Source organism: Pradoshia sp. TA40_28 (assembly GCF_059694525.1).
This window is the reverse complement of the sequence record NZ_JCATZO010000005.1, coordinates 157891-184334: the sequence shown is the minus strand read 5'-3', so window position 1 is coordinate 184334 and position 26444 is coordinate 157891. Positions and strand designations below refer to the sequence as shown.

The following is a 26444-nucleotide window of genomic DNA, read 5'->3' as shown; positions in this document are numbered from 1 at the left end:
AAAGTAATTACATATATTTCTAGAGTGAAAACTATATATAAAGGGAAAAGGGGTGGGAGAGCTAAGGGAGGAATTTAGACATGAAAAATAATAAACCGATTATTGGCTTAACAAGTAATATATTAAAAATAGAAGGATACAATACAACGACAGTATTTTTAAGTTATTCAGAAGCAATTAAAAAAACAGGTGGAATTCCACTGATTTTTCCATTGGGTAATGAAGAACTCGCTAAAGTTTGGGTTTCGATGGTTGACGGTATTTTATTAACGGGCGGAATTGATGTCAACCCTAAATTTTATAATGAACCACCAAGTGAGGATTTAGGAGACACACATAAGGGGTTAGATCAATCCCATTTCCAAATCATTAATGAGGCGCGCAAGCAAGGGAAACCTTTGTTTGGAATATGCAGAGGGGCCCATTTAATCAATGTGGCTGTAGGTGGCAGTCTTTACCAACATGTGGAGGAAGATAAGGAAGATGATAATTCAGATGATTTGGAGCATCTTTCTAACGTAGAACGACCTAAACCAGTCCATACAGTCCATTTAGAAAAGGACAGTCAACTATATAGTATTGTTAAAAAGGACAAAATGGACGTGAATAGCTTCCATCATCAAGGTATAAAAGAGTTAGGCGAAGGATTAAAACCAGTCGCAAAGGCTGAAGATGGGTTAATAGAAGCATTTGAAGGAATTAATGAATCGATTATGGGAACACAATTTCATCCGGAAGAATTACGTAAACATGATGCCAGCATGGATAAATTGTTGGAACATTTTATTGATGTTTGTAAGAAAAACGCTTTATGAGAAGAAAGAAACAAACGAATAAGCTAAACGAGAAGACTGCCATTTGGCAGTCTTTTTCTATGTGTAGTATATTGGGGTAAATGGAATATACTAGGTTGGGAGTCGAGTGCTGTGATGGATGAAGGCAATGTACCAAGTAATTCAATAACTTATTTGACTGATTTAGTCTTACCGGCTGATACAAACCAGTACAATTCGATTTTTGGCGGTAAGGTAATGGCCTATGTTGATAAAATTGCAGGCATTGCGGCGATGCGTCATTGCAGAAAACCAGTGGTGACAGCATCAAGTGATTCATTTGATTTTCATGCACCTATTAAATCAGGGCAGGCTATCTGTTTGGAGGCGTTTGTCATCTGGTCACACACTACCTCCATGGTGGTGTATGTAAAGGTTGAGGGAGAGAACCTTATGACGGGAGAAAGAAGACTAACGTCTGAAGCATTTCTAACTATGATTGCTATCGATCATGAGGGAAGGCCATCATCTGTACCTAAAATACGACCTGAAACAGACCTGGAAAAAGAGTTATATAAACGTGCTGAAGAGAAGTATCAAGAACGAAAAAAGAGAAAGCAGAAATTTAAATAAGAGTATCACCCAAGCCTTGGAAATATATTTTCAAGGCTTCATCACATTTTTGTAACGTTAATATCTTCGATTATTAAAAAGAAATAATCCCAGATGCTTAATGATGAGATGCCGAATTTTAGCGATTCATCCTGAATTGGGTTACCGATGGAAGCTAGTTTACTATTAATTAGGATTACATAGGAGGGGTTTTAGTCCTTCCTTTTTTTATTTCGGAAATAAGATGTGACTTCTGCTAAAAATGCCGTATGAACCTTTTGTAATCCGATGGAAATATAGACTCGAAATCTGATGTGCGTAGAATAGTTATTCCGATAATAACACCATGGAGATCTAGAATTAAGTAAACTAAAATGAAGGTTTTATAATATGCCCTAAATTCCGATAATTATGGTATTTAAAGCGCAGGATATTTTGGGTTAGTGAAGCCAAAAAAAGGGTATTGTTTTATCAGCGTTAATAAAGGATCTATGGAATACTGAATGGACATTCCAATCGTATACGTATAATAGAAATATGAAAATATGTAATAGCATAAGATGAAGTGAAAGTATCAGATATAGGAGAACTGTAATTGAATAAGATATCAAATCTATCTAAATGGAGGGATAATGATGAATGAAGTAGAAAAATTCAGGTTGATTCTCCATGGTGGAGATGGACAAAGTTGTGCGGTTGAAGCAATTTCTGCAGCGAAGCATGGAGATTATAGCTTGGCTCACCAAAAATTGAAAGAATCAACAGATGCTATTCTAATGGCTCATCAATCGCAGCTTTCTTTATTGCAGAAAGAAACGGACGGAGAAATGATGAATGTATCATGCTTACTAGTCCATGCGCAGAGAAATCTGTTAAAAACCTTGACGGTTAAGAATTTGGCTACTGAATTTGTGAAATTATATGAAAGTAGTGAATTACACTCAGGAATTGATAGAAGAATTTATAAAGAAGTATGAAGAAATGCGTCTGCGAGGTGTTTATGGTTTATCATATTAAAGTTGGTAGGTTAAAAAGGGAAATAGCAGGGGCGTGGCCAAAAAGCTATACGTATATCCTGCCCATAACATTGAATCGTTGGAAAGCTAGGCAAGAAGCTGATTTTATTACAACAAGCTGTCAATGAATAAAGGAGAAAAGTTTACTCTATGACAGCATTGTTGAAATCAGCTTAGTATGACAAGTAGGGATCTTCTGGCTGCGTCTGAAGATTGGTATAGTAAATGAAATCTTTTGAGAGTGTAACAGCATTATGGGGAGACAAAGGATTAGCTGTAATTTACGTTAACGAGCAATCAAGTCGAACCATCAAGTAAGTTAACCAAATTACTTGAAAAACGGAACTATGCCAGCTTTACTTATACTTCACTATTTTTCTGAAGCCTGGAGAGGCTTTTTTATTTTCTAAGTATATTTTCCTTTGCCAATTTCGTTAATTCCTTCACCATACTTCCACCGAGTTTACCGCCGATTTTCCCTGCATCTGCTGCAGCAATTCGCCCATTATATCCTTCATTCAGCGGAATACCAAGATCTTTAGCTACTTCATATTTTGCTCTGTCCGGATGATTGGTTTGTGCCACTTTAGCCTTCAGTTGGTCTAATTGTTCTCTTGATTCAGGGACTAAAATCTTTCTGCGTTTTGCCATGATTGATCACTTCTCCTTTCCCATTAAGGTACCCAAAGGATGATTCTTCTACTCGATTTGTTATAATGAAAAATGGACGTAAAAGATAGAAAAATAGCAGGGGGATAAGGAAAAGCATGAAATTTGTTTCTTGGAATGTAAATGGTATAAGAGCTTGTGTTGGAAAAGGTTTCTTGGATACTTTTAATGAATTAAATGCTGATATATTTTGTTTGCAGGAAACTAAACTGCAGGAGGGCCAGATTAATCTGGAACTAGAGGGCTATCATCAATACTGGAATTATGCAGTTAAAAAAGGATACTCAGGCACGGCTATTTTTACCCGTCAAAAACCTTTATCCGTTAAATACGGGATTGGGAATGATGAGTATGATGTGGAAGGCCGAGCCATCACATTGGAATTTGAGCAATTTTTTATTGTGAATGTGTATACACCAAATTCACAGCGCGACCTGGCAAGGCTTGGATACCGTTTGGTTTGGGAAGATTTACTTTCTGCCTATTTACATGAGCTGAATAAAGAGAAACCTGTTATTTTAACTGGGGATTTAAACGTCGCTCACTCGGAGATTGACTTGCGGAATCCTAAATCAAATAAAGGGAATTCTGGCTTTACAGATGAGGAAAGAGGTAAAATGACAGCTTTATTAAATAGCGGATTTGTAGATTCCTTCCGTTACCTCTATCCTGATCGAACAGAGATGTATAGCTGGTGGTCGTATATGAGCAAAGTGCGCGAACGAAATATTGGTTGGCGGATTGATTACTTTATTGTCTCCGAATCAATCGCAGATTTAATTAGCGAAGCGGACATACATACATCGATTATGGGAAGCGATCATTGTCCAATTTCTTTAGAACTGTCAATTTGATTAAAAGTAATCTTCTTGAGGCACCTGCCAGAAGAGGGTTTTACAGTAAGGAAAGAAACACTTTCAAAAATGATGGAAGTGTTTCTTTTTTTATAAATTAATCCTTATTTCTCCAAGTAAAACTCGTATATAAATGATATAGATAAGAATGCGTGCTTCGTATAAAAGTATTTATAATTTAGCAGAAACAGAAGGGGCCTGATGGGCAGTATTTGGTACTCGAAGCATAAAGAGACCGCCAATAATAAATAGGATTACTAAACTAAGCACACCCATATTTGTATTTCCGGTCAATTGTGTAGTAATCCCCATTAAAAATGGACCTGTAATCGCTGCAAATTTTCCAAAAATATTATAAAAACCAAAAAACTCATTTGAGGACTCTTTAGGTACCAATTTAGCAAAATAGGAGCGGCTTAAGGCTTGAATCCCGCCCTGTGAGGTACCAACCAGGATAGCTAATATCCAAAAATCAAGTGCTGATGTAATAAAATAAGCATAGACACAAATAAATGTGTAGATGGCAATCCCAACCAAGATCATGATTTTTTCATTGTATTTAGCTGCCAATCTGGCATAGACAATCGAGAATGGAGCAGCAATGACTTGCGTAACAAACAAGACAATTAACAGGGTAGACGAGCTAAAACCTAAATCAGATCCATAGGCAGTCGACATCGTGATAATGGTATGCACACCGTCAATGTAAAAAAAGTAGGCGATTAAGAAAATAAACAAGTTACGATAGCTCCGGATATTTTTTAAGGTGGCAAACAGACGTTTAAAGCTCATCCGGACTGGATTTGATACTCGCTCCATATAATAGGTTTGTTGGACATTCTTTAGCATTGGAATGGTGAATAGCCCCCACCATAGGGCTGTGATCATAAAAGCAGCTTGCATCGCTGCAGTTATGGATAAAGGAATGATGTTTTGCTGGGCAAGTAGGGTAAGGGCAATTCCAATAATAAAGGGAATGGTACTGCCGATATATCCTAATGCGTATCCGTGCGCAGAGAGCTTGCTCATCTTTTTGTCATCTGTCACATCTACCAAAAAAGCATCATAAAAAATATTGGCACCAGCAAACCCAATTGATGTGATGATATAGCAAACCAATAAAATGATCCATTGATTGAAGGGGACGATTGCCAGCATGAGTGTAAAAAGAATACCGAGAGAGAAAAAGAAGATAAAGAAGCGTTTTTTATAGCCTTTAAAATCAGCAATCGTTCCCAGCAAGGGAGCGAGAATAGAGATTAATAAAGTCCCAATTGAATTAGCATATCCCCAATAAGCAGTAGAAGTGGCACTCGAGATGTCGGCCGCATTAGCAGCTGCTTTGAAATAAATAGGAAAGATAGCTGTCACAATCACGATTGAATAAGCTGAATTAGCCCAGTCATATAAAGCCCAACTCTTTTCCTGTTTTGTCAGTGAACTCATTTCTTACCTCCTTTTTTCATTAGACTGAATAAATGCTTCAATCACTTTTCCATCTGTATCGCCCAAGTTCAGTCCCATTAATTTGGCTAATGTAGGACCGATGTCAACAAGCTTCATATCCGCTATAATCTGTCCGCTTTGAATTCCTTTACCGGCTGCTATAAAAATAGTGGTGTAATCTGGCTTTTGAGGAGAATATCCATGTGTTGCCAATGTATATTTCGGTTCACTCCTCGTATCTTCCGCACTTATTTCTTTGATAAAAGCGCCCTCATGTGATTCCGTGAAATAAAAACCCTTACTTGCTTCGAGCATAAAAGAGCAGTTAGGATCAGCCCCCATTTCTTCTGCTTCGGAACCAGTCAAGATTTGTTCTATTCCGTTGTCCTCGTTCTCCATTAATTTAAATAATAGTGACCGCACCCGTTCATAAGTAACTTTGTCTTTTTTTGCTTTTAAGTAAATATATGCCGATCCATCGCAGGATTTACAATAAGCCGACCAATTCACTAATTTTCCTTTACGGTTAATATGGATCAGATTCTTTTGTCTGAACAAAGTATTAAGCTTGATCGCTTTATTCTCGTCTAATGCGCTGTGATCCCCCAATAGAATTAGTGTCGTTTCTTCATAAAGATGATTCACTTTTAATGTGTTTATAATTTGACCAAGACGATTATTGTGCCTGGTTAGTGCATCTTCTGCTTCTCTGGAGTAAAATCCATGGTCATGTCTTTTTGAATCCAAATCAGTGAAATGGATGAGCAGTAAATTTGGTTGCATTGATTTAATCGTTTCTAAAGCCGAGACCAGTACAAAGTTATCCAAATGTGGTTGGCTTAATCCTTGTCTGAGATGGCCGAACTTCCTATTCAACTTCCATTGATAGGCAGGGGTGCCGCTGAAAAGGGATACAAGTATTTGAGTTTGCCAGACCCTGTTTGGAAAGATTTCAGGCAGATTGTAATCTATGTCTGCGCGGCCAGTGACAGGCCATAACAGGGAAGCTGTTGTTAGGTTAGCCTTTTTGGCCTGATCATAAAGGGTCGTTCCTTCAATAGAGGATCTATACCAATACCAATCAGGGGACTTCCAACCTGGCTGCAGATGTGTATTGTTTATAATTCTGTGTCTTTTTGGGTAATTACCTGTGATGATGGATGTATGACAAGGGTAGGTTAATGATGGGTAAATGGTTTTGACATGAGGTGCATAAGAGCCTGACTTTAGTATTTGACTAAAATGGGAAAGGGTTTTTAATTTTGGTAAATCTAATGCAGATAAGCAATCAAAGGATATCACAATCATCCGTTTTGTTGAGACGTTCATAGATACCTCCATTTCTCCTTTAACTTTATTGTACTATTATGGAGTGAATTGTATAGATTATTTTTAAAATTTTACTTAAAATTAAGATATATGTAAATTATTCACTGAATAGTAGAAGGGAAATTAATTGTGATATACTATTTAATAAAAAGTATGGCATAATTGTTTTATTTTTACATAATTGGTGATACTATTAAATTGTTATAATCCAAAAGATGGGTATTTAGTGGAAGAGGAACGAAAAGTTATTGATTAGATAATTTTATAATTTACATCATTAATTGGATTATAGAAGGAGTGGGCCGATGGATACCATGGAAATCGTATATGTCATTTCTGACTCTGTTGGAGAAACAGCAGAATTTGTAGTAAAAGCGGTTGCTACACAGTTTAATGGAGGACAAGTAGAAATTAGAAGAAATTCATATGTTAAAAGTGAAGAAGATATTGATGAGATTATCAATTTGGCAAAACAACATTCTTCCATTATTGCTTACACACTTGTGATTCCTGCATTAAAAGAGTATTTGGATTTACGAGCTAAAGAGGTGAATGTGGTAGCCGTTGATCTGTTATCTCCTTTATTAAATGCATTTGAAGAAAAATTCCATAAACAGGCCACCCATCGATCGGGTCTAACAAGACAATTGGATGAGGACTATTTCCGAAAAGTGGAAGCTGTTGAATTTGCCGTCAAGTACGATGATGGCAAAGATCCAAGAGGTCTTTTAAATGCAGATATTGTGTTAATAGGAGTATCAAGAACTTCAAAAACACCATTATCCATGTATTTAGCGCATAAAGGATATAAGGTCGCAAATGTGCCGTTAGTTCCGGAAGTTTCACCGCCTGATGAGTTATTTAAAATTAAGAGAAGTAAATGTGTCGGTCTGATTATTACACCAGATCAGTTAAACGCTATTCGAAAAGAAAGATTAAAATCGCTCGGGTTAACCTCTCAGTCTACCTATGCCAGTTACGAGCGGATATTAGAGGAATTGGATTATGCTGAAAAGATTATGAAAAGAGTCGGCTGTCCAATCATAAATGTTTCCAATAAAGCTATTGAAGAAACTGCGAGTATTATTCTGGATATTTTAAAAGGTGAGAGGAGCTATGCGTGATGACTAAATACGTTTATCTTTTTAATGAGGGAAATAGTAATATGAAGGAATTACTGGGTGGAAAGGGTGCCAATTTAGCTGAAATGACGAATATTGGCCTCCCAGTACCTTTTGGATTCACCATTAGCACTGAAGCATGTAACTCTTACTATGAACATGAAAAACAAATTACTGAAGAGATGGAACAACAAATTCTCGAGGCGCTCCATAGCCTTGAACAGAATACTGGTAAAAAACTTGGCGATCCAAGCAATCCACTCTTAGTTTCTGTCAGATCAGGATCCGTTTTTTCAATGCCGGGTATGATGGATACTGTTTTAAATCTTGGAATGAATGATCAAACAGTTATTGGTATGGCTGAGTTAACAGGAAATCCACGTTTTGCGTATGACTCCTATCGCCGCTTCATCCAAATGTTCAGCGATGTTGTTTTGGGAGTGGACGGATTTTATTTTGAGCAATTGCTTGAGGATGTACGTGAACAAAAGGGATATCAAAATGATCCTGAATTAACAGCCGAGGACTGGATGACCGTTATAGAAGGTTATAAAAATATAGTTAAGAAGCATACGAAGCAAAGTTTTCCTGAAGACCCGCGTGAGCAATTGTTTTTAGCTGTAAAAGCGGTATTTGATTCCTGGAATAATCAGCGTGCAAAAGTGTACAGACGTCTTAATAAAATTCCAGGACATTTAGGAACGGCTGTTAATATTCAAAGCATGGTTTTTGGCAATATGGGTGAAGATTCCGGTACCGGAGTTGCCTTTACAAGAAACCCTTCAACTGGAGAGCATGTTTTATACGGGGAATATTTAATTAATGCCCAGGGAGAAGATGTTGTTGCTGGAATCAGAACTCCACAGCCTATACATACTTTAGCAAGAGAAATGCCCGAAGTTTATGAACAATTTGTGAATACATGCAAGCAACTTGAAAAACACTATTTGGATATGCAAGATATAGAGTTTACGGTGGAAAGAAGCCAATTATATATCCTTCAAACAAGATCCGGTAAACGGACAGCACAAGCAGCGATCAGAATTGCGGTAGAAATGGTGCATGAACAAATTATTGATAAGAAGACAGCGTTGTTGAGAGTGGATCCAGAGCAATTAGATCAACTGCTTCATTCTCGAATAGATGACATGTATGAACGAAATCATTTGGCTAAAGGTCTTCCGGCATCACCGGGAGCTGCTACAGGTCAGGTTGTTTTTGATGCCAACGAAGCGGAAAGCTTAGCAAATGATGGGCAAAAAGTTATTTTGGTTCGACCTGAAACAACACCTGATGATATCCATGGAATTGTCGCTTCTCAGGGAATTGTCACAAGCCGCGGCGGAATGACCAGCCATGCTGCAGTGGTTGCCAGAGGGATGGGGAAACCGTGTATATGCGGCTGTGAGCCTTTAAAGATTGATCTGAAAGTGCAGCAATTCAGTGTTGGTGAAACAATTGTTAAACATCGTGAAACAATTACAATAGATGGTTCTACCGGCGAAATTATGCTCGGAGAAATTCCGATGATTGATCCGGAATTATCGGATGAATTTCGTACGTTATTATCATGGGCAGACGAAGCACGAAAACTTGGAGTGCGTGCAAATGCAGATAATCCCGAAGATGCAAGAAAGGCTCTTGAATTTGGAGCTGGCGGGATAGGCTTATGCAGAACTGAGCATATGTTCATGGATGCTAAACGTGTTCCATTTGTTCAACAAATGATTCTTGCTGAATCAATCAGTGAAAGAAATAAGGCATTAGAGCATTTGTTACCAATGCAACAAGGAGATTTTGAAGGGATTTTTGAGGCTATGCAAGGAAATCCGGTAACCATTCGCTTGTTAGATCCGCCACTGCATGAATTTTTACCAGATAAAGAAGAATTACTGATTGATGTGACAAAGCTTCAAATCACAGATCCTGATTCCAAGGAGTTAGTTGAAAAAGAGCAATTGTTAAAAAAAGTTCGACAACTGGATGAGTTCAACCCGATGCTAGGACACCGCGGCTGCCGTTTAGGAATGATTCATCCTGAAATATACGGAATGCAGGCAAAAGCCATTTTTTATGCAATAGCTAACTTAATGGACCGAGGTATCCCGGTTAAACCTGAAATCATGATCCCGCTTGTTGGCCATGTGAATGAGTTAAAACAAATGCGTCAACTGGTGATTGATACTGCGGTTCAGGTAGAGGAAGAAACGAATAAAACATTCACGTACACAATTGGCACCATGATTGAAATCCCAAGGGCTGCCCTTACAGCTGATCAAATTGCCGAAGAAGCTGATTTCTTTTCGTTTGGTACCAATGATCTAACCCAAACAACGTTTGGATACAGCCGGGACGATGCAGAAGGGAAGTTTTTACAAACGTATATAGAAGATAAAGTTCTACCAGAAAATCCTTTTGCCGTCCTTGACCAGGATGGGGTAGGAAAGCTGGTTGAAATGGGCGTAAAATTAGGTCGACAAACAAAACCGGATTTGAAAACAGGTATCTGCGGAGAGCATGGTGGAGAAAAAATATCAATTGACTTCTGTTATAAAGTCGGTTTGGATTATGTAAGCTGTTCGCCATATCGTGTTCCATTGGCAAGGCTGGCAGCTGCCCAGGCAACCTTACGATATGATGAGGTAAAAGAAGCGGTTACAAATTAAAAAGGTTTCAATCAAGGAAGCGGTTAAAATGCCGCTTCCTTATTTTATGGAATAAAAAATAGACAAATGGGTATAAAATAGTTGAAAGTCAAAAAAGGTCAGAGTATAATAGTATTAAGGTCAAAGATAGTCAAAGTCAAATTGACCAATTTTAAATTGAATTTAGAAAACTTAACTTGGATAAAATAAAGGAGGAGTCACATATGTTATGTGAGAAATGCCATCAAAACCAAGCAACTGTTCAGATGCAAGTAAGGGTGAATGGACATCAGGAAAATCATCATTTGTGCTCTTCATGCTATAAAGAAGAACGCAATAAATTAGGAGCTCAAATGAGTGGAATGAATTTCAATTCATTCAGTCCTTTTTCACTTGATTCATTTTTTAAACAAAACAATGGAGATTCATTTATGTCAGGAATGCCAGGCTCAATGGATCCGACTAATCAAAAACAAGTCAAAACACAGACACAGCAGTCTCATGGCGGAGGATTACTTGATCAATATGGCCGTAACTTAACTCATAATGCAAGAGCTGGTTTAATTGATCCAGTTATCGGACGTGAAGAAGAAGTAAAACGTGTGATTGAGATTTTAAATAGACGTACTAAAAACAACCCAGTCCTGATTGGTGAGCCTGGTGTTGGTAAAACAGCGATTGCCGAAGGACTTGCCCTTAGAATTGGAGAAGGCAATGTGCCGCTTAAACTGAAAGATAAAGAAGTCTATCTTCTTGATGTAGCTTCTTTAGTATCCAATACGGGTATCCGCGGTCAATTTGAAGAACGTATGAAGCAGCTTATTGGTGAATTGCAGGCGAGAAAAAATGTTATCTTATTTATTGATGAAATTCACCAGCTTGTAGGAGCAGGCTCCGCCGAGGGGTCTATGGATGCGGGGAATATTCTGAAACCGGCTCTTGCCCGTGGAGAACTACAATTAGTGGGTGCGACAACGTTAAACGAATATCGCCAAATCGAAAAAGATGGAGCTCTGGAAAGACGTTTCCAACCGGTGATGGTAAATGAACCAACTACTGAGCAAGCTTTGGAAATCCTAAAAGGATTAAAGGATCGATATGAATCCTACCATTCTGTTGAATATAGTGATGAGGTATTGGAAGCGGCAGTTGAACTTTCACACCGTTATATTCAGGATCGTTTCTTGCCGGATAAAGCCATTGATTTAATGGATGAGGCCGGGGCAAGATTGAACCTGACTATTGAAAATCACGGTGAAGAAGCAATAAAAGAAAGATTAACACAAATTTATAAAGAAAAAGAACAGGCCCTAAAAGCAGAAGCATATGAACAGGCAGCAAAACTTCGTGATGAAGAAGAAAAACTGGAGAACATGCTAAAAACAGGTACTGGTGAGAAACCGAAAGTAACTGTTCATGATATTCAGCACATCATTGAACAAAAAACAGGTATCCCAGTCGGTAAATTGCAAGAGGATGAAGCCGTTCGTATGAATAAGCTTCAAGAGGAGCTTACCAACAAAGTAATCGGCCAGGATGAAGCCGTTAAAAAAGTGGCTAAAGCTGTTCGTCGTAGCCGTGCCGGCTTAAAAGCTAAAAATCGTCCAATTGGTTCATTCTTATTTGTCGGCCCGACTGGTGTTGGGAAGACTGAGCTATCCAAAGCACTGGCAGAAGAATTGTTTGGCACAAAAGATTCCATGATTCGTTTAGATATGAGTGAATATATGGAGAAACACAGTGTGTCCAAATTAATTGGTTCACCTCCAGGATATGTTGGACATGAAGAAGCTGGTCAATTAACGGAGAAGGTTCGTCGTAAACCATATTCCATTATTCTACTCGATGAAATTGAAAAAGCTCATCCGGATGTTATGCATATGTTCTTGCAAATCCTTGAAGATGGACGTTTAACGGATAGTCAGGGGCGCACAGTCAATTTTAAAGACACCGTTATTATCATGACAAGTAATGCAGGAGTCGGTGAGAAAGTTAAGAAAGTGGGCTTTGGTGCAGGAGGAGTAGAGGAGGAAGTTTCCATTCTTCAATCTCTAGGTAGCTACTTCAAGCCTGAATTCTTAAACCGTTTCGATAGTATCATTGAGTTTAAATCATTAACGAAAGAAAACTTATTTGAGATTGTAGATATTATGCTTGCTGAGTTATATGAAATGCTTGATCATGAAGGTTTAGAACTGACTGTTACAGATGAAGTAAAAGAGAAGCTGGCTGAGCTGGGATATAATCCTGCCTTTGGTGCACGTCCTTTAAGAAGGGTCATACAGGAACAACTTGAGGATGGAATAGCAGATTGTGTGTTCGATCACCCAGATAAAAAGACATTTAAAGCAGAAGTTATGGACAATCAGATTAAAGTAATGACTGTTTAATAAAGAAGCCTCCTGCCAAAGTGGTAGGAGGCTTTTTGTACGTAATTCAGAATTTATCAATCTGTATCATTTAATTACGTCAATTAGTAGACTTTATAGTTCTACATTCGTGGAGTTTGCATCTTGTTTCTTCTGATTATGCTTCTTTTGCAGTAATTGTTTTACACTCCGCTTTTTCGTTTTTGGTGTCAATACATAAAGGAAATCTCCTTCTTCTATAATGGTATCTCCTGTAGGAGTAACCAATTTGTCATCTCGAATGATAGCATTAACTAAAGTATTGTCCGGGAATGGTATTTCATTTAATGTTTTTCCAATCAATAAGGCACCTGGCTTCATTTGATATTCGACCATTTCAGCATTGGCTTTACCGAGTGAGACAATTTCGAGTGAATGCATAGGGGTTTCACTAGCAGGACCAGCTAATCCAAGTTTATCTGCGACAAAAGAAATAGAGGCTCCTTGTATTAAACAGCTCGTTAATACAATGAAAAAGACTACATTAAAGATTAAATGACTATCCCCGATATTAGCTAGCAGGGGAAATGTAGCAAGGACAATTGGTACGGATCCTTTTAAGCCAGCCCAGGATAAAAATACTTTCTCTTTAAATTTGAAATTCATTTTAATAGTAGATAGAAATACAGCTGCCGGCCTCGCAATCAGAATTAAAATTGCGGAAAGCAAGAGGCCTTTAAAAATGATTTCAAAAGTAAATAAATCATCTGAATTGACTAATAAGCCTAATATAATGAACATTAAGATTTGCATCACCCAGGCAAGTCCTTCAGCGAAGAATTGGGTTGCTTTTTCATAAGCAACTTCTGAGTTTCCGATAATGATTGCCATTACATAGACGGCGAGTAATCCACTTCCGTTTAGATGAGCCGTAATTCCATAAGTCAATAAGGCAAAAGTTACCGCAAAAACAGGATAGAGACCCGTTGATTCTAAGTTGATTCGATTAAGTACTGCGACCGCAATTTTCCCAAATATCCATCCAAGTAGTAAACCAAGTCCCATTTGGAGAATAAAAGATCCAATCAGGTTACCTACAGTCGCTTCAGATGAGGTAATCATTTCAATACAGGATACGGTTAAAAAGATTGCCATTGGATCATTGGCACCCGATTCAGCCTCGAGTGTTTTCCCAGAATGGTCTTGGATATTTTGGCCTTTTAGTACTGCAAAGACTGCTGCTGCATCCGTTGATCCAACGATTGCTCCGAATAACATAGCTATCAGCCAATCAATATTCAGAATATAATGGGCTGCTACCGTAACAATGGCAGAGGTGATTAAAACACCAACGGTTGCAAGTGAAAGGGAAGGGAGAATAACCGGGCGTAATGATTTCCATTTAGTTTGTATTCCACCTTCGAACAAAATAATAATCAAGGCAACTACACCAATCGTTTGGGCTAAACCGGCATTATTAAACTCAATTATGCCGAAAGTGTCATTTCCCATGATCATTCCGACCATTATAAAAAAGACAAGGGAGGGGACTCCTAATTTAGCTGAGAATTTGGTAGACAGAATTCCGAGGATCAAGAGAGTGGATGCTAATAATATATAAAAATCAGTTGTTAAAACTTCAGATGGCATGGTTACTCGACTCACTTTCTGTAAAACAATATTAGTTGTTTTTTACGTTTATATACCTATCTCCATAATTGGGCCATCTTCAAACTTGTTTTTCAAGATTAGTAGATTAAAAGGAAGATTAAATGAAGGAAAAAAGGAAGGAAATGAAAAGCAGGTGCCATATATATTAGCACCTGCAAAAAATTGCGGACAGATTCTAGCGTTTGATAACCACTTTTTCATTTTCAACATCAAATTGTTGAACATCCGTTTTACTGGCAATTTGGAAATCGCCGATGATGGTATGTTTTAAGGCAAAAGATGATAAAGCAAAATTTATTGCTTCTTGAGGACTGTATTGATTGTTGATGCCATATAATACGCCGGCTACAAAGGAATCACCGGTACCAATACGTTCAAGAACATTTACTTTTACCGGCCCAGATGTGAAATGCTCTGATTCAGTTATAACGGCACAACGTAATTCCTGTACATTATTACCTAGCATTGTTCTTTCAGTTGTATAAATTTGATCGAAATTATATTCTTTTTGGAACTCTTTTAGTAAAGCGATTTTTTCTTCAAATGTGGTAACTTCACGTTTTTCCTGCCGGATTGTTAAAACGTCCAGATAACTACCAATAATTACATCAATATAAGGAAGAATTTCAATATAAGCTTCTCTGGCTTCTTCTAAAGACCATAATTTTGCACGGTAGTTAAAATCAAAACTAATTTTTATCCCCTTATCTTTAGCAAGCTTGACGAGTTGCATCGTCGTTTCTCGTGCCTGTTTACTGGCGCCTAAGCTAATTCCGCTGACATGGAGCCATTTAGCATCATTAAGCATAGATTCAAGTTCATAATCACTTGGCTGGGCTTCGACAAATGCTGAATTTTGGCGGTCATACGTGACTTCTGTTGGTCTGATAGAATGACCTTGTTCAACAAAATATAAGCCCATTTTTTTACCTTTGTGAACAATATGGTCAGTATTTACGCCGAATTTCCTTAACTGCATGACAGCAGCAAGCCCGATATTATTATCAGGAAGACATGTAACATAGGAAGTTTTTTCGCCCCAATTGCTGAGTGCAACAGCAATATTAGCTTCAGAACCACCGTACATCATATCCAGTTGACTCGCCTGTATTAACATTTGATGGTTTGTTGGTGTTAAACGCAGCAGCATTTCACCAAATAACATGATTGATTTCAATACGTGCACCTTCTTTTCTGACTTGAATATAGGAAAGATAGCGACCCTGGTATCCTCCTGGATCGCTATTTCCACGTTCTCCTATTACCCTTTTTTAATTTGAGTTAATTCTTTGTTAATCGCATACATTAACTTTTCAGTAAACACATCATCAGACATGCCTGCCACCGTATCAAGTTGCATACCTTCTGCCATTCCGAACATTGGGTTTTCAGAGAATCCTTTTAAGTATTTCTCCATCACTTTTTTAGTTTCAGGATGATTATATAAATCACCGATTTTGTCCCGGCTGGAATAAACATCATCTGTTATAACGAGCTCTTCCATTTCCATATCCTCATCTATTTCAGGCATATCAAACCAGTTTGCAACAACTCCGCCGGCATCATCTTCAGGAACAATATAGCTTGGATTTGGTTCTTCTACTTTATTAAAGTGAGCAGTATCTTCGAAAGTTTGACCTGCAACTGTACCGATTGCTTTCACTGTATTGATACCATCTTGCAGGGTAACTCCAGTAAAGATGAATGCAGCACGGTTACGTTCAGCAGTATAGGTAGTGCCATTGACTTCTAAAGTAACATCCTCACAGTTAGAATAAACTTTGATTGTGATTTGATCATCAGCACGGTCTACAAATCGTTTGCTTGTGATGTGTACAAATTTTTCATCGGACCAATTGGCTTTATACATATAAAATGCATCTTTTTTGATTTTACGATCATACGTCATTAAGCCTTTATTATTTCTGCCTTTTACGCCGCCTTCATCACGGATATTGGCTCCGAAGTCAAACATATTCCATACATATGTTGACCAAAGGAATGGACGGTCAGCAAAGATATTCCAAACTGTTTCATGATATAAAGCATGATATTCTTCTGTGTAATCTTTTACTTTTGGATCATTGGAATGGTACTGGATGATTCCTTCTGCACCATATTCAGAAATACCAAGGTTAACTTGTGGATTAGTTGCATGATACCCATCAATCCACTCAGCAAAATCCTCAGCTTTACCCTGATACCATCCAAAGTATTTATTGTAGCCAACCGTATCGGTAATATAATTGTATTCGTCCGTATCAGGAACAAACATAACGTTTGCTTGCGTAGTTAAACGCGTTGGATCTTCTTTCTTAGTTAATTCATTTAGTTCTTTAACGAGTCTTCTTACTTCTGGTCTTTCTCCACCAATTTGAATCTCATTTTGAACGCCCCAGAACACAATAGAAGGGTGGTTGAAATTCTGTCTGATTAGCTCAATCATTTGCTGTTTAGCATTAATCCCCTCATGCTCAGTTTTAGACATGATAGAGATAAACGGAATTTCAGCCCAAACTACCATACCTTCACGGTCACATAAATCATAGAAGTATTGATCATGTTGATAGTGAGCTAGACGAATGGATGTTGCACCAACTTCTTTGATAAATTCCATATCTTCTTTGTGCTCTTTTTTAGTAATTGCCCAACCCATGTCTTTACGGTCCTGGTGACGGGATACGCCGTTCAAACGAAGATGCTCTCCATTTAAGAAGAATCCTTTTTCAGGGTCAACTTTAAAGTAACGAACACCAAATGGGATAGAAAGTTCATCAATTGTATCGTTAAAGCTTGTTAGAGTTAAGTTAGCCTCATACATATAGGCATTTTTAAGACCGTTCCAGAGAATTGGTTTTTCAATGGTGATTGGTAGTTCAACAACAGTTGTTTGTCCCGCTGGTAGAACAATCTCTTTAGCACCATAGGCAGCTGTTTTGCCTTCAGCGTCAAGTATATCAGCCCATAAACGAACTTTTTTCTCTTCTTCATGATCATTTGTAAGGTTCGTTTTAAGAGTAATGGCTGCTTGTTCCTTAGTTACGTTGTCTTGAACGATGTAAACCCCTTGGGATCCATGGTCCATTAAATCAAAATGAACAGGGTTCGCGATAACTAAATTAACATCACGGTAAATACCGCCAAAGAATGTGAAGTCAGCCATTTGAGGGTAAACATCTTCAACAACTGTATTATCTACTTTTACAGCAAGTGTATTTTTACCACCAAATGTAACAAGGTCCGTAATATCAAATCTGAAAATTGAATATCCTCCGCGGTGTTGACCTACATGTTGACCATTTACATAAACATCTGTAACACTGTTGCTTCCATTGAACTCAATGTATACTTTGTTGCCGGCATTTACAGTATCTACAGTAAATTCTTTTCTGTACCAGCATGCTCCTTTATAAAAATCAAATCCGTTCGCACCATCAATGGCATTCCAAGTATGAGGAACATTTACGGATTCCCATTTAGCATCATCATAAACTCGGTTCATTGCTTCTTGTACGTTTTCTTTAATGAATTTCCATGCATCATTAAGATTGATTACTTTTCTCATGTTTTGAACTCCCTGTTTATAAATTAATTCAGTGAACAAGTAACTGAAAAATAGATTGTCTTATCTAGTGTTTACTGAATTAATTTCATTATAGGTGGATGAATAAAGAAAATATCGTACGATTTTTGTTTATTTAGTATTATTTTTAGTTTGTGATGGCGTTTTCATTGTATAATAAAAAAATAAGTGAAATTTAAAGGGTGATTAAATTGAATCAAGAACAGATTAAAGTATACGCCCAGCTGTGTAATTTGGTCAGTTCGATTGTTAAATTGGATGTAAAACTTCTTGATGTTGATGGAAATAAAATTATCCAAATGGCTAAACACCAGATACCGAGTGGACTGGAAAATAATGAAGTGGAAAATAAATCAATCACGGAATTGTTAAAGGCAAGTAAAAAAAATGAGTATTTACACTATATTAATTCAGCTAAATTGGAATGTATATTTGCAGGAATTTGGAAAGATGATCAATATGTAGGAGCTGTGATGGTTGGTCCTTTTTTGTCTGATTTACCTTCAGATTTGTTTATCAGCCAAATTATTACTTCTGAAAATTTACCTATCAGCGACAGAAAGCAATATCAGGATTTTTATGAGACCTTGTCAATCTTAAGTATAGAAGAAATAAGAAGTATAGGAGAGTTATTGGTAAATTTGTGTCCGCACGACTATATTTCCTCTTCTCAGTTGGTTACAGCAAATATTAATAATCAAAGTCATTCCATAAAAACTCTTAAGCATGAGGAAGAAGATCGAAATATAATTATAGAACATCGTTATAAAATAGAAAAAAGGATTATAGATGCTATTGCTAGAGGGGATAAGGAAGGCGCAATAAATCATTTAACAGGTTTGACAGATGTACATTTAAAAAATAGGACACCAGAAAATCCGATTCGATCAACGAAAAACTTAGCCTTTGTTCAAAATACACTATTTAGGATTGCTGCTGAAAAAGGTGGTGTTCATCCAGTTTATTTACATGATATTTCAGAAAAGTATGCAGTTCTAATTGAACGTGCTGATAATCTTCCTTATTTACACAAGCTTATTCTGGATATGCTTGATGCTTATTGCGAACTCGTCAGAGAGTTTTCAACACGGAAGTTTAGTCCAATTGTGAAGAATGCTGTCCAATATATTAATTTCAATTTGGAAAGATCATTGACGCTTAATGAAATAGCTGATGCAGTACATGTAAATGCTTCACACTTATCAAATAAGTTCAAAATAGAAACAGGTCAAAGTATAACGGATTTCATCAATCAGAAAAGAATAGAAGCTGCTAAATTATATTTATCTACAGGGAATATGTTGATAACAGATATCGCCTACTTAGTAGGTTATAATGATGTCAATTATTTCAGCCGAATATTCAAGAGGATTACCTCTATGACTCCTTCACAATATATAAAGGAATTGGAAATATCAGGAGATTAATATATTTGATTGGTTGATTCTATTACTATTTTTCATACATCTGATCACTGACGAAAATATCAACTTTAATTATCGGCATTAAACTAAACTAAAGGACTGCTTGGTCCACTATTATAAAAAAAGTGCAGTCATTTAAAAGACGACTGCACTTTTAACTGTCTTGCTTATTTTTTTTGATGCAATTGATACATATTGCCTTGATCCCAGTATCTTGTTTGACTGGATGGACTAAATACGTCTTCCGTATAAACACGACTTCTTTCTTGACAGCATCGTCTATTACGAGAATGAGAGCGGTTTTGGTTACGAGAACGGCAAGACCTGGATTTGTTTTGGTTACGAGAACGGCAAGACCTGGACTTGTTTTGATTACGAGAACGGTAAGATCTGGACTTGTATTGGTTACGAGAACGGCAAGATCTAGACTTGTTTTGGTTACGAGAACGGCAAGATCTAGACTTGTTTTTGTTTCGAGAGCGGCAAGATCTGGACTTGTTTTGGTTGTGAGAACGGCAAGACCTAGACTTGTTTTGGTTACGAGAACGGTAAGATCTGGACTTGTTTTTGTTTCGAGAGCGGCAAGATTTGGACTTGTTTTGGTTGTGAGAACGGCAAGACCTAGACTTGTTTTGGTTACGAGAACGACAAGACCTGGAACGATTTTTGTTGCGTGAGCGACCTCTTCCGCGTGATTGATTTCTATTACCAGACCGATTATCTGTACGTCTTCTGCCACGTGAGCCTGTACGATCATCGGAGCGGTCGGAAACAGGCTCTTGGTATAAAAATCCATCCATTTGACGAGCTTCTATATCTCCTACCGCTTTTCTGATTTGATTTTCAGAATATTGTTGCATAAATTAGCCTCCTATAACTTAATGAACTACTTACATTAACAGAGTACGTTCAACTATTTTTTTTGCTTTGGACAATCGTGTAGTTATTGAAAAATAGACGTATGGGATCAGTTCCCCCTCTATTTTTGTGACATAGAATTGTAATAACAAAGATGAAGAGGTGGTATTTGATGAGCGGAAAAGAACTACCTGTCATTGAACTTTTTATTCATCCACATGATCTAATGGATTTGAAATCTGATATTTGGAATGACGAACCAGTAGATGGGAAATTAAAAGTGGGGAATAAACGATATCATATACAGGTGAGTTATCGTGGATCTCATATAAGAAAACTAAAGAAGAAGTCGTATTTTATAAAATGTATCAGTCCGAAAGAATTGAATGGTGCTAAAGAATTTCATCTCAATGCAGAATATAAAGATCCCTCAATTATGAGAAATAAACTATCATTGGATTTTTTTCAGCGTATTGGTGTAATGGCTCCTTCTTCTAAACATATTATTTTAAAAGTAAATGGAAGGAATGAAGGGGTTTATTTACAACTTGAGTCAGTTGATGAATTGTTTTTACAAGCTAAAAACAGGCCAGCCGGCAGTATTTTTTACGCAGTAGATGATGATGCTAATTTTTCACTTTTGAGTTCATTTGAAGAAGGGGCAAAGAAGTCATTAATACAGGGGTATGAACAAAAATGTGGAAGGAAGAATGATCGTAAAAAGCTGGAAGAGTTCATCTATATTACGAATACAACAGACCGAAGTGTCTTTAAAGAAGAAATCGAGAATTATCTGGATACAGAAAAGTATTTACACTGGCTTGCCGGTGTAGTTTGCACTCAAAACTTTGATGGTTTTGTTCATAATTACTCCTTATATTTAAATAGCGAAACTAATTTATTTGAAATCATGCCATGGGATTTCGATGCTACGTGGGGAAGGAATATTAATGGGGATGTAATGCCTTATGATTATGTTAGATGCCAAGGCTTTAATACACTTTCTGCAAGATTATTAGATTTGCCCTTTTTTCAAGACATGTATTTCGATCTATTGAGTGACATTCTAAATGAACCCTTTACATCTGAATATATGAATCCGATTATTAGAGATCAGTTTAATCAGCTTCTTCCATATATCGAGAAAGATCCATATCTAAAAGGCCATCGGGATCGGTTTGTAAAAGAACCGGATTATATCCTCTCCTTCATCAATAAACGTAATCAATTTTTAAAAGAGGATTTGAAAAAATGGGCTGCTGGGTTAGGCAATCGTTGATTTTCTTCTAAATAGGCTTATCGTTCAGTACCAATATTGGTAGTGTACGTACACTGTAGTATAAATATCTATGTGTAAAAGCACAGAGGAGGAAACAGAAATGGCAAGTAGGCGTAAAAGATACCTCTCCCATAAGAAATTTACGGATAAAATTACGGAAGCTGAAGAACAAACATTTTCAATTAATAATCAGACAGCCTCTTTATCTCCTTTATTGTCACTAGTTGGACAAAAGGTGAAAATTAACAGAGGGGGCCCGAATTCAAAAGAAGGTATTTTGTTAAAAGCAAAGACGGATTATATCGTTCTAGTAGCGGACAATGAGGTTTTTTATTTTGCTACGAGGCATATTCATAGCGTGACACAGAATATTAAAGAAAGTTCATCCCTCCGTATCGAAAGAGCAGAGGTAGGATTCGAATGTGCTGACTCTGAAACATTCGCAGATTTGTTGAGTGAGTTAATGTATCAAACTATACAACTTAACCATGGGCCTGAATCGAGAGTTGGTAAATTGGTGAGTTTCAATGCCTCTATGCTTGTTATTTTACATGAAGAGGATGGTCTAATTTTTTATAATATCGAGCATGTGAAATCAATAAAAGTAGCATCAGAAGACAACGAAGAGAGAAGCCAAAAAAGTTTTAATAGATATTCAAGTGATCATAAACAGTCCAGTCAATTCAAACACTTTGATGGTTTTCATGATAAGCAGGAATCAATATTCTTCTTCGATTTCATTTATACATTTAAACATAAATGGGTATCGATTAATAGAACAGGACCAGAAGCACTGGAAGGTGTTTTAATAGATGATGGGTGCGGATTCCTTACAATTGTAAATAATGAAGAGGCATACCGGATTCATCCTTTTCATATCAAGAGTATCAGCCTAGGGGCAAAGGGATCATTTAAATCATCAAACGAAAATAAAGATGGAAAAGATAAGGAACAAAGTTTTGAAGATGCATCTTCTTCTTATGAAGAGTCATCCTATAGAGAATCCTGTTCTTGTGAGGAATCCTTCGTATATGAGGATTCTGTAGAGGAAGTTACTTGGAACCCAAAACATTACGTAAAGACTTATGATGTTTTTAATTGAAAATCGTTTGTAAATCACAACTGACTGTTTAGCATGTGAAGCTAAACAGTTTTTTGTTCCAAAAATATAGAGAAGGAATTTTGTCGAAATATTTGTCAATCTTTTGAAAGGATTTTGACATATTTGTAACGAATAGGTAATAGTCTTCTGTAAAAAATTAGGGAGACATAAAGGGGAGAAAAAATGAAAAAAATATTGTCCGCCCTGGCTGTTAGCGCCTTGCTGTTTTCGACAGGGACAAGCGGCGTATTAGCCGCAGCAAAAGCCAATTCAATGAACCAAAAAGGAGATGAAATTCGCAGTACTGAAAAAAATGAAAAACCAACAACACAAAAATATGAGGATTATATTCAAGCGGACACATTGGTGATCAAGCACAGTGGTACTTTATCTAAAAAAATCCTGACCAAATACAAAGGTAAAGTAGTAAAAGCAGGAGGAAGCCTGGGGTATTCAGTTGTAAAGTTTAAAACCACTACTGCAGCTAAAGAAGCCTATACAGAATTAAGTAAATCAACTACTATTTCGTCCATAGCACCGAGTGTAAAGTACAAAACATCTTCTGTTAAAACAGATCCAAAGATAAGTCAACAATATTACAATAGCTTGTTAAATTTACCTGCAGCACAGAAAAAAGCAGGGAAAAATAAAATAGTAGTAGCCGTAATTGATACCGGAATTGATAAAAATCATCCAGAGTTAAAAAACAAAATTGTATCGAGCTATAATGTCCATAATCCTGTAAATGCTTCATTGCCTGAGGATCACGGTACTCATGTTGCTGGAATTATTGCAGCTGAGAAGAATAATGGAATTGGCGGATATGGAATTAATCCGAATGTCTCCATTCTATCTATTGATGTTTTTAATAGAGAAATGGGTGCCTACGATTATAACATTGCAGAAGGTATTTATTATGCGATTAAAAAGAAAGCAAAGGTAATCAACCTAAGCTTAGGAGGCCCATTGAGTTCACCAGTCATGGAAACTGCCATTAAAAAAGCGAAAGAAGCTGGGATTGTCATCGTAGCGGCTGCAGGGAATGATGGTTCTGAAATGAAAGGGTACCCGGCTGCATACGAGGGTGTTATCAGTGTAGGGGCAGTTAATAAAAGTAAAACATTGACATCCTGGTCCTCCTATGGTGTGTCGACAGATATAGTGGCACCTGGGGATAATGTCTATGCACCGATCTACGATTATGAGAAAAAATCAACCTTTGCTTCCTATAGCGGTACATCGATGGCAGCTCCGATGGTGACTGGAACGGTTTCCTTGCTGCTGTCTAAATATCCTAAATTAAAGCCGGAACAGGTAGAATATATTTTGAAGAAAACGGCTACCGATTTAAGTACAAAGGGTTTTGATAAGAAACATGGATATGGTTTAATTAACCCGTCTTCTGCTTTAAGCTTTAATATCAAAAACATTCCATCCTTAACAGCTTCCGCTTGGAGTAAGGACGCAATTCTGAAAAATGCTAAAACAGTAGGAAGTAACTATACAGTGAAGAAAACATTTACGAAACCACTGGAGCAGCACTGGATTAAGCATACGGTAAAAAAAGGTGAAACGTATCAGATTAATTTAAAAGGATCCAAAGTTTTTGATTCACAATTACTTATCAATATGTACGGAAAAGATAAATCGAGCACCAAAAAAATCGATGATGTTCGAGAAGGTAAAACAGAGGGCCATTATTTCAAAGCTCCATATGATGGTACCTTGACAGTTGGTGTAAAAGATATCAGCGGAAATTACGATGTGGCTGGAAGTAAATTGTCAGAATATGAATTGCTGTTTAAAAAAGTGACTGTTCCAACTGACGAATCCAGTGAGGAAAATCCAATTATTATACCTAAACTGTCTTATTCAACCCAGAATAAAAATATGCGTCTTGTGGGCGGAAACGGAGACGATGATTATTATCAAATCACAACGGGTGATCAAGAGCAAAATATTAAGCTTTCAGTCAACGGTACACCTGGAGCGGATGTTAGTATGTTTGTCTATGCCCTCAGAGATATTCGTGAAGAAGATGAAGAAGAGATGGGTAAAGGGATAGATATGATTGAAGAGACACAGGAGACAATAAGTGAAGAAACCGAGGGAGAAGTAGAAGAAGGCGACCAAGAAGAGGATGGTAACCCAGAAGAAGAAGCTCCGACACATGTAAATGTCCTTGAACAAGAAATTAACAGCGGCAGTATTGGAGAAAGTGAGCAAGATGTATTTACGGCTGAACCTATGACAACCTATACCATTAAAATTTCCAACAAATATGAGGGGTATTCAGAAAGTTTCTTTGACTTCTTTATTCTTTCGGAAGGATTTGAAACATCAGCTACTAAGATAACTGGGGTAATCGGCCAAAATGCTGATCCTTATATCTTTAGTGCCAGCCAAGTCCAAATGCCTGAAGACGAAGATGGGATTGAGTCACTATATGGTAGTGAAGAGGAATATGATGAAGAAGAGTATTATGAAGAAGAGGAAGAATACCTAGAGGAAGAAGGCGATGAGGAAGCAATTGAGATGCTGAACGAAATGGCCATTCCTTATAAATTAACCAGTGAACGATCTGGTTATTTACAGTCACGCTATGATGAAGATTGGTATAAAGTAAATATGACCTCAGCAGGAATTCATTCCTTCCATTTAGGTACAGCTAAGCACGCATTTTCTATTTACCAAGCTGTTGAGTATGAAGGTGAAAATGGAGATGAACTCCGTTACCTTGAGACAGTTGCCGATAATTATGATCCATATACCGGTGAAAAGCTTAATACGTTTTATGCCTCGCTTGAAGGTGGAGTTACTTATTATATTAAGGTTGAGATGGATTGGATGTCAGAATCCTATACTACTGATCGATACGTCTTTAAATCACGCTTGGTAGGTAAGTCAGCTGATAAATATGAGAACAATGATTCGATGAAAAATGTAAAAGCTCTTCCTGCATCTACTTTTAAGGGGGACTATGCAAAAAATGCAGATATGGATCTTTATCGATACACAGCTAAAGCATCAGGAAACTATTCATTAACGGTCGATAACAATAAACCAAGCACATCCGGGCTTCCTGCCATGGTGAAAGGCGATGTTTATTCGTATATTGCCGTAATGGAAGATAAGAATAATAACAAAAATGTAGATGATGCGGATTTAGATACAATTAAATATATGGATTCCTATTATGATCCTGCGGGTGTATATGGCTCACATTCCTTCCAAAAGGGAAAATCATATTTTATCGGGATCTTCGGTGAAGGGGAGTACTTACCATTCTCATTAACTCAATATACATTTAAGCTTAATCAAGTGAATCATAAAGATGAAGATGCAGGTACTGTTATAAAGAAAAATACTCCATCAAAACCAATCAGCTTTAAGAAATCAAGTGGAAAATGGGAGAAAACAGGCCGATTCAATGCATTCAATACAAAAAATAATGATGAAGATTGGTACAAGCTCCAGTTGGATAAGACCTTTAGCGGACAAATTACGTTAAGTGGAGGCAGGGAGCTTGATGGAGCATTTGAACTTTATCAAAACGGTAAACGAATGGCGAGCTCTGACAGATATGCTGCAAATGATACCGAAGTATTAAATATCAGCCTTAAAAAAGGCACCTATTATATAAAATTAAAAGATGCCAAAGGCTCAGCTTCTTTGTCATCGTATACCATTAGGGTACAGGAAAAGAAATAGATA

General features: G+C 37.2%; 18 protein-coding genes. 11 read left to right on the top strand and 7 right to left on the bottom strand.

What is annotated here, in order from left to right; genetic code table 11:
• Positions 1–80 precede the first annotated feature (80 nt).
• The 3 genes from AC58NB_RS08680 (at position 81) to AC58NB_RS08670 (ending at position 2362) form a co-directional block, all read left to right on the top strand.
• A complete protein-coding gene (locus AC58NB_RS08680) occupies positions 81–815 on the top strand; it encodes a gamma-glutamyl-gamma-aminobutyrate hydrolase family protein (protein WP_497426432.1) in 735 nt (244 codons plus the stop codon).
• 114 nt (positions 816–929) lie between these two features.
• Positions 930–1406, top strand: a complete 477-nt coding sequence (locus tag AC58NB_RS08675) for an acyl-CoA thioesterase (RefSeq protein WP_497426546.1) — start codon at positions 930–932, stop codon at positions 1404–1406.
• Between the two features lie 614 nt (positions 1407–2020).
• Positions 2021–2362, top strand: coding sequence for a PTS sugar transporter subunit IIA (locus AC58NB_RS08670; RefSeq protein ID WP_497426431.1), 342 nt, complete (start codon positions 2021–2023; stop codon positions 2360–2362).
• A gap of 438 nt (positions 2363–2800) precedes the next feature.
• On the opposite strand, the gene AC58NB_RS08665 is transcribed toward AC58NB_RS08670, so the two are convergent.
• Positions 2801–3052 carry an alpha/beta-type small acid-soluble spore protein gene (locus AC58NB_RS08665; RefSeq protein WP_497426430.1) on the bottom strand — a complete coding sequence of 84 codons (252 nt, stop codon included), beginning with the start codon at positions 3050–3052 and terminating at the stop codon, positions 2801–2803.
• 116 nt (positions 3053–3168) lie between these two features.
• Here AC58NB_RS08665 and AC58NB_RS08660 point away from each other — a divergent pair, with 116 nt between their 5' ends.
• Entirely contained in the window at positions 3169–3924 is a 756-nt protein-coding gene (locus tag AC58NB_RS08660; protein WP_497426429.1) for an exodeoxyribonuclease III, read from the top strand.
• Between the two features lie 171 nt (positions 3925–4095).
• Here the strand turns inward: AC58NB_RS08660 and AC58NB_RS08655 are convergent, their stop codons facing one another.
• A complete protein-coding gene (locus AC58NB_RS08655) occupies positions 4096–5370 on the bottom strand; it encodes an MFS transporter (protein ID WP_497426428.1) in 1275 nt (424 codons plus the stop codon).
• Positions 5371–5373: 3 nt separating this feature from the next.
• On the bottom strand, positions 5374–6699 hold the full coding sequence (locus AC58NB_RS08650; RefSeq protein ID WP_497426427.1) for an alkaline phosphatase family protein: 1326 nt from the start codon (positions 6697–6699) through the stop codon (positions 5374–5376).
• Between the two features lie 305 nt (positions 6700–7004).
• Between AC58NB_RS08650 and AC58NB_RS08645 the strand changes: the two genes are divergently transcribed.
• From AC58NB_RS08645 to AC58NB_RS08635, 3 genes are all read left to right on the top strand, one after another.
• Positions 7005–7823 carry a pyruvate, water dikinase regulatory protein gene (locus tag AC58NB_RS08645; protein ID WP_497426426.1) on the top strand — a complete coding sequence of 273 codons (819 nt, stop codon included), beginning with the start codon at positions 7005–7007 and terminating at the stop codon, positions 7821–7823.
• On the top strand, positions 7823–10486 hold the full coding sequence (gene ppdK, locus AC58NB_RS08640) for a pyruvate, phosphate dikinase (protein WP_497426425.1): 2664 nt from the start codon (positions 7823–7825) through the stop codon (positions 10484–10486). Before AC58NB_RS08645 ends, ppdK begins: the two co-directional genes overlap by 1 nt.
• Before the next feature lie 203 nt (positions 10487–10689).
• Positions 10690–12855, top strand: a complete 2166-nt coding sequence (locus AC58NB_RS08635) for an ATP-dependent Clp protease ATP-binding subunit (protein ID WP_497426424.1) — start codon at positions 10690–10692, stop codon at positions 12853–12855.
• A gap of 93 nt (positions 12856–12948) precedes the next feature.
• Here AC58NB_RS08635 and AC58NB_RS08630 read toward each other — a convergent pair whose 3' ends face one another.
• The 3 genes from AC58NB_RS08630 to AC58NB_RS08620 form a co-directional block, all read right to left on the bottom strand.
• The gene (locus tag AC58NB_RS08630; protein WP_497426423.1) at positions 12949–14463 is read right to left on the bottom strand and encodes a potassium/proton antiporter; all 1515 of its coding nucleotides are present in this window, start codon (positions 14461–14463) and stop codon (positions 12949–12951) included.
• 196 nt (positions 14464–14659) lie between these two features.
• Positions 14660–15661, bottom strand: coding sequence for a PfkB family carbohydrate kinase (locus AC58NB_RS08625; protein WP_497426422.1), 1002 nt, complete (start codon positions 15659–15661; stop codon positions 14660–14662).
• 84 nt (positions 15662–15745) lie between these two features.
• Entirely contained in the window at positions 15746–18049 is a 2304-nt protein-coding gene (locus tag AC58NB_RS08620) for a glycoside hydrolase family 2 protein (protein ID WP_497426421.1), read from the bottom strand.
• Positions 18050–18258: 209 nt separating this feature from the next.
• Between AC58NB_RS08620 and AC58NB_RS08615 the strand changes: the two genes are divergently transcribed.
• Positions 18259–19494, top strand: a complete 1236-nt coding sequence (locus tag AC58NB_RS08615) for an AraC family transcriptional regulator (RefSeq protein ID WP_497426420.1) — start codon at positions 18259–18261, stop codon at positions 19492–19494.
• A gap of 151 nt (positions 19495–19645) precedes the next feature.
• Here AC58NB_RS08615 and AC58NB_RS08610 read toward each other — a convergent pair whose 3' ends face one another.
• Positions 19646–20248, bottom strand: a complete 603-nt coding sequence (locus tag AC58NB_RS08610; RefSeq protein ID WP_497426419.1) for a hypothetical protein — start codon at positions 20246–20248, stop codon at positions 19646–19648.
• Positions 20249–20521: 273 nt separating this feature from the next.
• On the opposite strand from AC58NB_RS08610, the gene AC58NB_RS08605 reads away from it, so the two are divergent.
• The 3 genes from AC58NB_RS08605 (at position 20522) to AC58NB_RS08595 (ending at position 26441) form a co-directional block, all read left to right on the top strand.
• A complete protein-coding gene (locus AC58NB_RS08605) occupies positions 20522–21628 on the top strand; it encodes a CotH kinase family protein (RefSeq protein WP_497426418.1) in 1107 nt (368 codons plus the stop codon).
• Positions 21629–21728: 100 nt separating this feature from the next.
• Positions 21729–22730 carry a hypothetical protein gene (locus AC58NB_RS08600; protein WP_497426417.1) on the top strand — a complete coding sequence of 334 codons (1002 nt, stop codon included), beginning with the start codon at positions 21729–21731 and terminating at the stop codon, positions 22728–22730.
• A gap of 183 nt (positions 22731–22913) precedes the next feature.
• Positions 22914–26441: a S8 family peptidase gene (locus AC58NB_RS08595; protein ID WP_497426416.1), complete on the top strand. Its 3528-nt coding sequence runs from the start codon at positions 22914–22916 to the stop codon at positions 26439–26441.
• Positions 26442–26444: the final 3 nt, after the last annotated feature.

Coding starts and splice junctions, on each gene's coding strand:
- AC58NB_RS08655 (WP_497426428.1), bottom strand. CDS start 5,370: ATGAGTTCACTGACAAAACAGGAAAAGAGTTGGGCTTTATATGACTGG.
- AC58NB_RS08650 (WP_497426427.1), bottom strand. CDS start 6,699: ATGAACGTCTCAACAAAACGGATGATTGTGATATCCTTTGATTGCTTA.
- AC58NB_RS08630 (WP_497426423.1), bottom strand. CDS start 14,463: ATGCCATCTGAAGTTTTAACAACTGATTTTTATATATTATTAGCATCC.
- AC58NB_RS08610 (WP_497426419.1), bottom strand. CDS start 20,248: ATGATCGTACAGGCTCACGTGGCAGAAGACGTACAGATAATCGGTCTG.
- AC58NB_RS08665 (WP_497426430.1), bottom strand. CDS start 3,052: ATGGCAAAACGCAGAAAGATTTTAGTCCCTGAATCAAGAGAACAATTA.
- AC58NB_RS08680 (WP_497426432.1), top strand. CDS start 81: ATGAAAAATAATAAACCGATTATTGGCTTAACAAGTAATATATTAAAA.
- AC58NB_RS08595 (WP_497426416.1), top strand. CDS start 22,914: ATGAAAAAAATATTGTCCGCCCTGGCTGTTAGCGCCTTGCTGTTTTCG.
- ppdK (WP_497426425.1), top strand. CDS start 7,823: ATGACTAAATACGTTTATCTTTTTAATGAGGGAAATAGTAATATGAAG.
- AC58NB_RS08620 (WP_497426421.1), bottom strand. CDS start 18,049: ATGAGAAAAGTAATCAATCTTAATGATGCATGGAAATTCATTAAAGAA.
- AC58NB_RS08605 (WP_497426418.1), top strand. CDS start 20,522: ATGAGCGGAAAAGAACTACCTGTCATTGAACTTTTTATTCATCCACAT.
- AC58NB_RS08670 (WP_497426431.1), top strand. CDS start 2,021: ATGAATGAAGTAGAAAAATTCAGGTTGATTCTCCATGGTGGAGATGGA.
- AC58NB_RS08635 (WP_497426424.1), top strand. CDS start 10,690: ATGTTATGTGAGAAATGCCATCAAAACCAAGCAACTGTTCAGATGCAA.
- AC58NB_RS08660 (WP_497426429.1), top strand. CDS start 3,169: ATGAAATTTGTTTCTTGGAATGTAAATGGTATAAGAGCTTGTGTTGGA.
- AC58NB_RS08675 (WP_497426546.1), top strand. CDS start 930: ATGGATGAAGGCAATGTACCAAGTAATTCAATAACTTATTTGACTGAT.
- AC58NB_RS08645 (WP_497426426.1), top strand. CDS start 7,005: ATGGATACCATGGAAATCGTATATGTCATTTCTGACTCTGTTGGAGAA.
- AC58NB_RS08600 (WP_497426417.1), top strand. CDS start 21,729: ATGGCAAGTAGGCGTAAAAGATACCTCTCCCATAAGAAATTTACGGAT.